At 45.0% G+C, this 9,603-nt stretch carries 7 protein-coding genes; 6 read left to right on the top strand and 1 reads right to left on the bottom strand.

Going from position 1 to position 9,603, the window contains the following annotated elements:
* Positions 1-21: 21 nt before the first annotated feature.
* A complete protein-coding gene (locus tag NTU69_10310) occupies positions 22-942 on the top strand; it encodes a phosphatidylglycerol lysyltransferase domain-containing protein (GenBank protein MCX5803902.1) in 921 nt (306 codons plus the stop codon).
* A 31-nt stretch (positions 943-973) separates the two neighbouring features.
* Here NTU69_10310 and NTU69_10305 read toward each other — a convergent pair whose 3' ends face one another.
* A complete protein-coding gene (locus tag NTU69_10305; GenBank protein ID MCX5803901.1) occupies positions 974-2,206 on the bottom strand; it encodes a sigma 54-interacting transcriptional regulator in 1,233 nt (410 codons plus the stop codon).
* Positions 2,207-2,534: 328 nt separating this feature from the next.
* On the opposite strand from NTU69_10305, the gene NTU69_10300 reads away from it, so the two are divergent.
* The 5 genes from NTU69_10300 to NTU69_10280 all read left to right on the top strand — a co-directional run.
* Complete coding sequence (locus NTU69_10300) at positions 2,535-3,578, top strand: TAXI family TRAP transporter solute-binding subunit (GenBank protein MCX5803900.1); 1,044 nt, start codon at positions 2,535-2,537, stop codon at positions 3,576-3,578.
* Between the two features lie 57 nt (positions 3,579-3,635).
* Entirely contained in the window at positions 3,636-5,567 is a 1,932-nt protein-coding gene (locus tag NTU69_10295; protein MCX5803899.1) for a TRAP transporter fused permease subunit, read from the top strand.
* Positions 5,564-8,359 carry a molybdopterin-dependent oxidoreductase gene (locus NTU69_10290; GenBank protein MCX5803898.1) on the top strand — a complete coding sequence of 932 codons (2,796 nt, stop codon included), beginning with the start codon at positions 5,564-5,566 and terminating at the stop codon, positions 8,357-8,359. The genes NTU69_10295 and NTU69_10290 overlap by 4 nt, the downstream gene beginning before the upstream one ends.
* A 3-nt stretch (positions 8,360-8,362) precedes the next feature.
* Entirely contained in the window at positions 8,363-9,016 is a 654-nt protein-coding gene (locus NTU69_10285; GenBank protein MCX5803897.1) for a 4Fe-4S dicluster domain-containing protein, read from the top strand.
* A 23-nt stretch (positions 9,017-9,039) separates the two neighbouring features.
* Positions 9,040-9,603: dimethyl sulfoxide reductase anchor subunit (locus NTU69_10280; GenBank protein ID MCX5803896.1), on the top strand; the 564-nt coding region annotated here is incomplete at its 3' end.

The raw sequence follows: 9,603 nt of genomic DNA, 5'->3' as shown, positions 1-9,603 counted from the left end.
GGTTTGTTTTAATATTCAATTATGTCGGTGGCAATAAAACCAAGTTTCCCTGATTTCAAGCCCATCCAATTGGAAGACCGTGATATTTTCAGAGATATATTTAGCCAGTATAAACCTGAGACCTCTGAATGGACTTTTACAAATCTTTTCATATGGCGTTCCCACTATGGTTTCAAGTGGTCAATATATAAGGATTGGTTGTTGGTCCTTTGTGAGGAGAGCCCGAATAGTTTTTATGCAATGCAACCCATAGGACCTCCATCAAGACGAGAAGTTACCAATATGCTTTTAGGATGGCTCAGGGAAGAAGAAGGAGAAGCTGCTTCGTTTATTGAAAAGGGGGATAAGCGACTGATTTTAGAGCTTGATGGGGCGAAGAACCTTTATATTGAGCCAACTCGTGACAATTTTGATTATGTGTATCGCAGGGATGATCTTGTTCGATTGGCAGGTAATAAATATCGGTCAAAAAGAAACCATATAAATAAATTGCTCCGTTCACATTTGTTTACCTATGCTTCTTTAAATGAAGAGCATATAGATGCCTGTTTGAAACTACAGGAAAAGTGGTGTAAGATGCGCCGTTGTAACGAGGACCTAAATCTTATGGGGGAATGGGAAGCAATTCGTGAGATTTTAGCAAACTACCATGCCCTAAAAGTTACAGGCGGGGTAATAATGATCGAGGGTAGGGTGGAGGCATTTACAATAGGTGAATTGTTAAATGATCAGACAGCGGTTGTTCATATTGAAAAAGCTAATCCAGAGGTTCCAGGACTCTATCCAATTATCAATCAGCAATGTACTGAAAAATGCTGGGATGAGGTAATGTATATAAACCGCGAACAGGATTTGGGCTTACCAGGACTCCGAGAAGCAAAAACTTCTTACCACCCTCACCACTTCGCCGAGAAATTCAGTATAAGATTGCTCAGGAAATAACTGACAGTTCATACGTTTCTGTTGTTTTTTGTCAGAGAAATTCGATATTATATTTCTTTAATTTTTCATATAAAGTGGATCTGGGCATGGCAAGCAGTATAGCTGCCTTTCGCTTGTTCCCTCTTGTATGGTTTAAGGCAGAAATAATTAATTCTTTCTCTTTTGTTGTTACTTCTTTTTTGATATTTATAGAGTTGTAAGTTTGGTTTGTTTTATGGGACTCATCCATATGCTGGAAAATCTCGGAAGGAACATGCTCCTTCCTTATAACATCGGAATGGAGCGCCTTAATAATAATTTGTTCCATTACATTTATTAATTCCCTTACATTACCAGGCCAGTCATAATTATAAAGAATGTCCATTACCTCGTCAGATATGGCCTTCGGTTGTATTTTGAATGAATGGAGAATTTTTTTAAGAAAGTGATCAACATAAATGGGTATATCTTCCCTCCTTTCTCTCAAGGGAGGAATGTAAACAATAGCCTTTGCAACCCTGTAATAGAGGTCCTGGCGAAATTTTCCTTCATTCAAGAGATGTTTTAAATCTATGTTTGTTGTTGAAATCACCCTGAAGTTTATCTTTTTCGCCTTAGTACCTCCCAGCCGTTCTATCTCCCTTTCTTCGAGAACCCGGAGGAGTTTTGCCTGAATTGAAAGCGGTAACGTAGACATTTCATCTAAAAATGCTGTTCCATTGCTGGCTATTTCAAAGTAGCCTGCCTTTCCCGAAGGCAGCGCCCCGGTGAATGCCCCTTTTTCGTATCCAAAAAGTTCTGACTCTGCAAGTTCAAATGGAATAGCGGGACAGTTTATCTTTACAAAAGGTTTATTTGAGCCAGAGGCACTGTGAATGCTGTGGGCAAACAATTCCTTACCTGTTCCGCTCTCTCCCACGATAAGGACATCGATATTGAGGTAGGAAATATTTTTTGCATTTTCAATAGCCTCATTTATTGCCTGGCTTTTTCCGAGTATGTTGTCAAAGGTATAAACTGAGCTATATTCACTCTGTTCTTTCTGTTTAAAGTAGTGTATCTCTTTCTTGAGTCTCTGTATTTTATTGTTTATCCTTTCAACTTCTTCAAGTGTATGGAATATTATCTTACCAACACCCCCAACGATTTCCCCTTTTATCTTTAAAGGATATACAGCGCCTATTCTCTTGACCCCCCTCACTTCAAATATCCTTCCAACAATTGGTACACCTGTCTCTATTGTCAATGGAAGTGCTGACTCGGGTACGAGTTTTGCAATATCCATCCCCTTTGCCCCTCCTGGCTCCAGGCCCAGGAATCGTTCCGATCATAAGGATTACGAAAAAAGAATCTAATAGCACAGCCAATGACCTGATTGAATTCGTATTCGGTCGATAAATCACTGAAAATACTTGATACTAAATCTTGTGATAACATAATGGAATCCTCCAGTTATTGGACATGTCCATATTGTGGACAAAAAAATCATACCATATTTTCATCAATCAAGTAAATTTAAAGCATGTTTGCCCTAAAATTCGCTTAAGACCGAGTGGCATAACAATTGCATATTTATATATAATTCTTAAAAATACAATTAGAAGGGGGTTATTATGAAAAAGGTGAGTTGTACTTTTATCCACGTATGTTTAATCTTTATGATTGGCCTTTTCTTTTTGGGGGCTGGGCCTGAGAAGCCGAACCCTGATAAGAGCTGGCCTAAAACATATGCAATAGGTTCCGGGACGGGTGCAGTTTACTATGCTATAGCCGGTGGGATAGGGGCCATATCGGAGAAATATCTGGGTGTTGCCGGGATCCCTTCGAAAACGTCAGGAGCAGAGGAGACAGCACGGTTACTTCACAGGGGCGACATGCAGTTGGGTTTTATAACCCCTGACGTGGGCTATGACTGTGTTCGAGGCATAGGTAATTTCAAAAAAACAGGAGCCCTTAAAGTAAGGGCGGTACTGCAGGATTTTCCCTTAGGTTACAATATAACCACTTTAGAGGGAAAAGGGATTAACTCACCTGCAGACTTCAAAGGTAGAGCTGGTTACTTGTCGTCTCGTGGCTCCCCTATAATGAGGATCTTTGCAAAAGACATGTTGGCAGCTTATGGTCTGAAAGAAGGAGACCTCAAGGCTTCTTTAATGTTTGATACCCATGATGAGGCACAGGAAGCACTCTTAGTGGGGAAGGTAGATTTTTTTCTTAACTGTGCACCTCATCCCTCCGCCAAGTGGACTGAGCTGGCAGCAACACACCCGATGAAAATTATCAATATTGATGAGGAACACATGAATAAAATGATCAAGAACATCCCTTACATGTTTCCCTTGAAGGTACCCGGTGGGACGTATAAAACCATGCCGAAGGATGTCACGGTTATGGCATTCTCCTCCATCGTTTGCGGGAACGCAGACCTTCCCGATAGTTTTGTCTATGAGCTTACCAAGGCAGTATGGAGTAACTTCGAGGAATTCAAGAAATACCACGCAGGGGCAAAGTACTTCAGTACCGAAGCTGTGAAGAGGGTGAGCTACATCCCTTACCACCCTGGAGCGATAAAGTACTACAAGGAGATAGGCGTATGGACGAAGGAGCTTGATGAGAGGCAGAATAAACTCCTTGCCGAGCTCAAGGTCAAACGATAGGTTACGGAGACAAGGAAATATATGCATTCAATTCAATAAAAAAAAGGGGGGTGGAGAATGTCCCGCATACTGAATAAAAGGCGGATTATCACTTTTATTTCCCTGGTCATCACCGTAACCGCCATATTTTACATTGCTAACGTTTTTGAGTGGTTTGGGATCCATATCTCCGTGGTAGGTTATTCGAGTTTCATTCTCGGTTTGGTACTTACCCTTGTGTTCATGACATATCCTCTCCGAAAGGGGATATCCATGGAGAAGGTACGATGGTATGACCTCCTCCTGATCCTTATGAGCCTAATAAGCACGTTCTATATAGTTTTTTTCCCCGAGCAGAGGGAAGAAGCGTTGCTCGCAGGGACGGCGACAAAGCTGGAGACCGTGATGTGCCTGATGCTGGTTATAACCATATTGGAGGCCACGCGAAGAATGGTTAATACCGCTATGGCTATTATCGCTGCCCTTTTTGTGGTCCATCTCCTCTTCGGGTCCAACCTGTCCGGTATCTTCGCCACCTTCCCTTTCAGTTTGGAACGGATTACCTCACTTTTCTATTTCAGTACCAACGGGATATATGGGCTCCCTGTGACGGTGGCATTCACCATTATAGTAGCCTTTATGCTCTTTGGTGCAGTAATTGAGAATTCCGGAGCAGGGAAGTTTATTACTGATGTGGCTTTCGGTCTTACGGGCCGGTGGGCCGGTGGGCCGGCGAAGGGGGCCATAGTGGGGAGTTCACTGATGGGGACTATGACCGGGGCAACGGTGGCCAATATCGTGACTGTAGGGACGATTACAATTCCATTGATGAAAAAAAACGGGTTTTCACCGAATATGGCAGGTGCGATAGAGTGTTGTTCAGGTAATGGCGCTCAGATCATGCCGCCCGTGATGGGGATAGTGGCCTTCCTGATTGCTGAGATACTCAACGTTTCTTATGCCTCGGTTTGTATCGCCGCGGTTTTTCCTGCACTGCTTTACTACCTGTCTCTTTTCACACAGGTACATTTTCACTCGGTGAAGACGGGGCTCCGCGGTTTGCCTCAAGACCAGTTGCCCTCCGTCAAGAAAGTCCTGAAAGAACGATGGTTTTATGTAATCCCCGTATTTGTTCTCATCTATGCTCTTGCTAAGCTGCATCTCCCTGTTCAGCACTGCGGTCTCTATGCAGCCCTTTCAGCCATGGCGGTAGCTATCATAGATTTCATGAGAAAAAAGGAAACGAGGAAGAACCTGAAAGAGTGGGGGGAATGGTTTATTGTGACCATGGAAAGTGCAGCGAAATCCCTTCTTGTACCTGCGATAGCCTGTGCCTCCGCAGGGATCATCATCGGTTCCATAGATACGAGCGGATTCGGATTTAGACTTTCAAGCATGCTTGTCAAGGCATCCGGAGGAAATCTCTTCTTTCTCCTTCTATTGACAGCGGTGAGTTCGTATATACTCGGAATGGGCATGACATCAGTCCCTTGTTACCTCGTACTTGTGATTCTTGTTGCGCCGGCTATGATAAAGGCTGGTGTGATTCCCATGGCCGCCCATCTCTTCACCTTTTACTGGGGTATAATGTCATTCATAACGCCGCCTGTTGCCGTGGGCGCGTATGTAGCTGCTGGTATAGCCAAAGGGGACCCTATCAAGACGGGTTACATCGCAATGCGTTTAGCTTTTGTGAGCTACGTTGTGCCTTTTGTCTTTGTCTACAACCCCGGGCTGTTACTGGAGGGATCGTGGGACGTCATAGCCCTCTCCATAATAACTGCCACCCTGGGGGTTATTGCAATAGCTATAGGGTTCGAAGGTTTCCTTTTGTGTAAACTAAACTGGATAGAGAGATTGTTCTTCTTTGCCGGAGGAACGATGGTATTTATACCGACAACAAAAATCAGCTGGTGGATTGACATTACAGGGTTCATCATACTTCTCTTAGTGCTTCTGTGGCACAAAAGGTCTGTTGGGCAGATAGCTGTTAAGGAGGTAAGGACATGAAGGTTGAGGAAGACGTGAAGATTCCCACGGCATGTGGGAGATGTTATGCGAGTTGCGGCATCAAAGTGCGACGTGTAAACGGTGTTGCTGTTCAGATTGAGGGAAACCCTGACACTGATATGGGTGCCCGGGGTGGCCTGTGCGCCAAAGGGATAGCAGGACTGCAGGTGCTCTACGATCCGAATCGCCTCAATGTACCCTTGAGGAGGACAAACCCTGAGAAAGGGCTTTATGTTGACCCAAAATGGAACGAGATATCATGGGAAGAGGCATTGACAGAGATTGCTGAGAAGCTGGGAAAGATCCTGAAGGAGGATCCCAGGAAACTGCTCATACAGATTACGACAATAAGACCTCTTTATTGCTCCTTTGTTATCAAGCCCCTCTTCGACTTCGGCGTCACCAATATATGGGTAGGAGGTGGAGGGCTTCACTGCGGATCTGGAGCCCATGCCATTGCCGGGATGGTAAACAGCTCATGGTCGATTGTTCCTGACTTCCAGAACTGTAATTACATCATTTATTTTGGCGCGAGCAAGGGGACAGCCGCTGGCCACTCATCGATGGTGTCAACAAGACTTGCTGCAGAAGCGAGGGATCGAGGTGCAAAATTTGTTATCTTTGATCCGCTTTGCAACTATGCAGGAGGTAAAGCCACAGAGTGGATACCACTCATTCCGGGTACCGATGGCATCATAGCGCTTACCATGTGCAATATCCTGGTGAACGAACTTGGTGTCGTTGATTGGGTATTTTTAAAATCAAAAACTAATGCCCCTTATCTTGTAAAAGAGGACGGGAGATACGTACGAGATCCCGAGACAAAAAGGTGCCTTGTCTGGGACATGGATGAGGGAAGGGCGGTGCCCCACGATTACAAGGATATTCCAAATTACCGGGCAGCCTGTGCAGTGAACTATGCTTTAGAAGGGGAGTATCGGGTAAATGGAGTAACCTGCCGGCCTTCCTTCCAGTTGCTGAAGGAACACCTGAAGCAATACACACCCGAAAAGGCATCGCAGGTTTCAACTGTTCCTGCAGAGACAATCCGCAGGATTGCAAATGAATTTGCGACAGAAGCGAAAGTTGGCAGCACCGTCGTCATCGATGGCCATGAGGTACCTTTCAGACCTGCCTCTGCTGTGCTCTTCCGGGGAGGCGAAGGGCATGAAAATTCTTTTCATACGTGTTTTGCTGTTTCTCTTCTGAGCTCTATAGTGGGTTCCCACGATGTGTGCGGCGGAACATTAGGCTGGCCAGCGAGGAGCCTTGGATTTCCCGAAACGGGTAAATTCACATTCTCTCCTTACAAAGGTGTGGACGGATTTTTACAGACAGACTACTTCGGTCCGGCAGTCCTTCATCCTGGGAAACGTGTAAATGAGATGAAGAATACCTGGGACGGACTGGTCGGAAGGGTAATCAGGGAAACGGTTCATGATGAAAATGGGAAAGTCATCGTGGAGTCGGGATCAACGATCACACGTGATATTGCTTATGCCCTCGCACGTTTGCCAGAAAGGATGATAAAGGTTGAGCCCTTTGTTACTGGAGGACCATGGCCGCTGAAAGAACCGGAGATACGCGGCAATGCCCAGCTAAAAGACATCTACCCGCTAGGCTTCGATCCAGGGGTGTTTGGAGCAAGTGATCAAGAAGAAATCTGGCAGAAAGTCAACCTGCCTTACCGATTCGAAATGCTATTAAGTTGGGGTTGTAACACTCCAATGAGTGTGGCGAGCTTTGATGCCGTTGCGAACAGTATCAAAAGAATACCTTTTGTGGTTGTCTCAGAACTGTTTAATACGGAACTTACAGAGGGTTTTGCCGATATCGTTCTACCCGACACATGCTATCTCGAATTGATGAGCTTTTCCGAGGGGAGGGGTCAGAACTTCAACTACCCGTACGGCATGGATGATTGGTGCTACCATGTAGTCCAGCCGGTGGTGCCGCCGAAGGAACAGCGGAGGAGTTTTTTAGAGGTAATGTGTGACCTATTGGATAGGATGAATTACAGGGATAGGCGTAACAAATCGATAAACGATTTTGTGAATTTTGATGAGAAGCATCGGCTTCGGGAGGATGAAGAGTTTACCATAGATGGGCTTACGGACAGGGTCCTCAAGTACTGGTTCGGTGAAACTCATGGTCTGGACTATATAAAAGAACACGGTTTTGTCCGTTGGAAGAAGAAAGTCGAGGAGGCCTACTGGCGATACTTCGTTGATTGCCGAATACCTGTTTATCTCGAGTTTATGGTGGATATAAAAGAGAAGATGCAAAAGATTACTGAAAGGATAGGGTTAAGTGTTGATTATACGCAATATACTCCCCTTGTTTTGTGGTCCCCCTGTTCAATACACCTGCTCGACAGCAAAGAGTTCGACCTCTACTGTTTCTCCTACCGCGATGTTCTCCATACAGGTTCCTCAACCATGGAGCAGCCATGGCTTGATGAAGCGAGTGCAATGAACCCTTACACTTACAATATATGTATGCATGTAGAAACTGGAAAGAAGAAAGGCCTGAATGACGGTGACCTCATAAAGCTGGAAACGCCGACAGGCAGGTCAGTCACTGGGACACTGAAACTCATGGAAGGGCATCATCCGCAGGCAATCTCAATTGCTGCTTGCAGTGGACACTGGGCAAAAGGGTTACCCATTGCCAGGGGTAAGGGAACCAACTTTGATAATCTCCTTGAAATAGACTTAAAACATTCAGACCCGGTGAGTCTTAATATTGAGACTGCTGCAAGGGTTAAAGTTATAAAATTACAAAAGGGGTGATTTATGGCAAGATGGGGAATGGTAATAAATCTCAATAAATGCATAGGCTGTTACGCCTGTATGCTTGCCTGTAAACAGGAACATTTTCTTCCTCCGAATATGTTTTGGGCCAGGGTACTTGTTGGTGAACTTGGTAAGTTTCCGGCAGTGAGAAAACAGATCTATCCAGTGCTGTGTAATCACTGCAAAGAGGCTGCTTGTGTGAAGGTATGTCCTACTGGAGCCTCTGTGAAAAGGGATGATGGTATTGTATTTGTTGATTATAATAAGTGTGTGGGATGCAGGTACTGTATAATGGCATGCCCTTACCAGCAAAGAACATTTTATGGAGATGATAAGAAGGAGTATTTTCCCGGCCAGGGCCTCACTGAATGGGAGGTTCTTGGAAGAAAGTTGTACCCTCTCGAGAAAGGTACTGTGGTAAAATGTACTTTCTGTCTCGAAAGAGTGGATGAAGGTCTCAAAAAGGGTCTGAAACCAGGGGTTGACCGGGAGGCAAGCCCTGCCTGTGTCATCACGTGCCCTGCCAAGGCAAGGTATTTCGGAGATCTTGATGATCCTGCAAGCGAGGTTTCGAGATTGGTGAGTGAAAGGAAGGCATCGCAACTCAGTCCTGAATTTAACACTAATCCCTCTATTTATTACATTGCCCGTTAGACTAAAAACAGGAGGAAAAAACCATGAAGCCATATGAGTGGATGGTAAAATGTACACCCCAAACAGAATGGATAGTAAAACGCGGTGTTCTTTTGTGGCTTGCTTTTTTCTTTATAGAATTGGGAGCAGGTGCATATTTTGTTGGTTCTTTCTTTGGTAGCCTCGTTTCAATGAGCATTGGCTGGGTTGTATGCGGTGTTCTGGGAGGTGGATTGCACTTCCTGTACCTCGGGCGGCCTTTCAGATTCTACCGTATGGTCGCAAGACCGCAAACTTCTTGGATATCAAGGGGGATGATCTTTGTGTCACTCTTCCTCCTTCTCGGGTTTATTAATATCGTTTTGGGCCTCTCTTCCATTACTTCGGGCATTCTCTCCGTATTGACCATAGCGCTCTCTTTTCTTGTTGTCATATACGGCGGGTTTGCAATGTGCTGCATTAACGGAATTCCATTGTGGAATACTGCACTTCTGCCCATACTTTATGTAGTAAGCGGACTCTGGGGAGGAGCAGGTATAACCGTCGGGGTAGCAGTAGCGACAGGCTCCGCACAGATATTGATTGGAGTTGAGGAATGGATTCATTTG

The sequence above is a fragment of the Pseudomonadota bacterium genome (assembly GCA_026388215.1).
Lineage (GTDB): Bacteria > Desulfobacterota > Syntrophorhabdia > Syntrophorhabdales > Syntrophorhabdaceae > JAPLKF01.
This window is presented reverse-complemented; position numbering and strand designations above follow the sequence as displayed.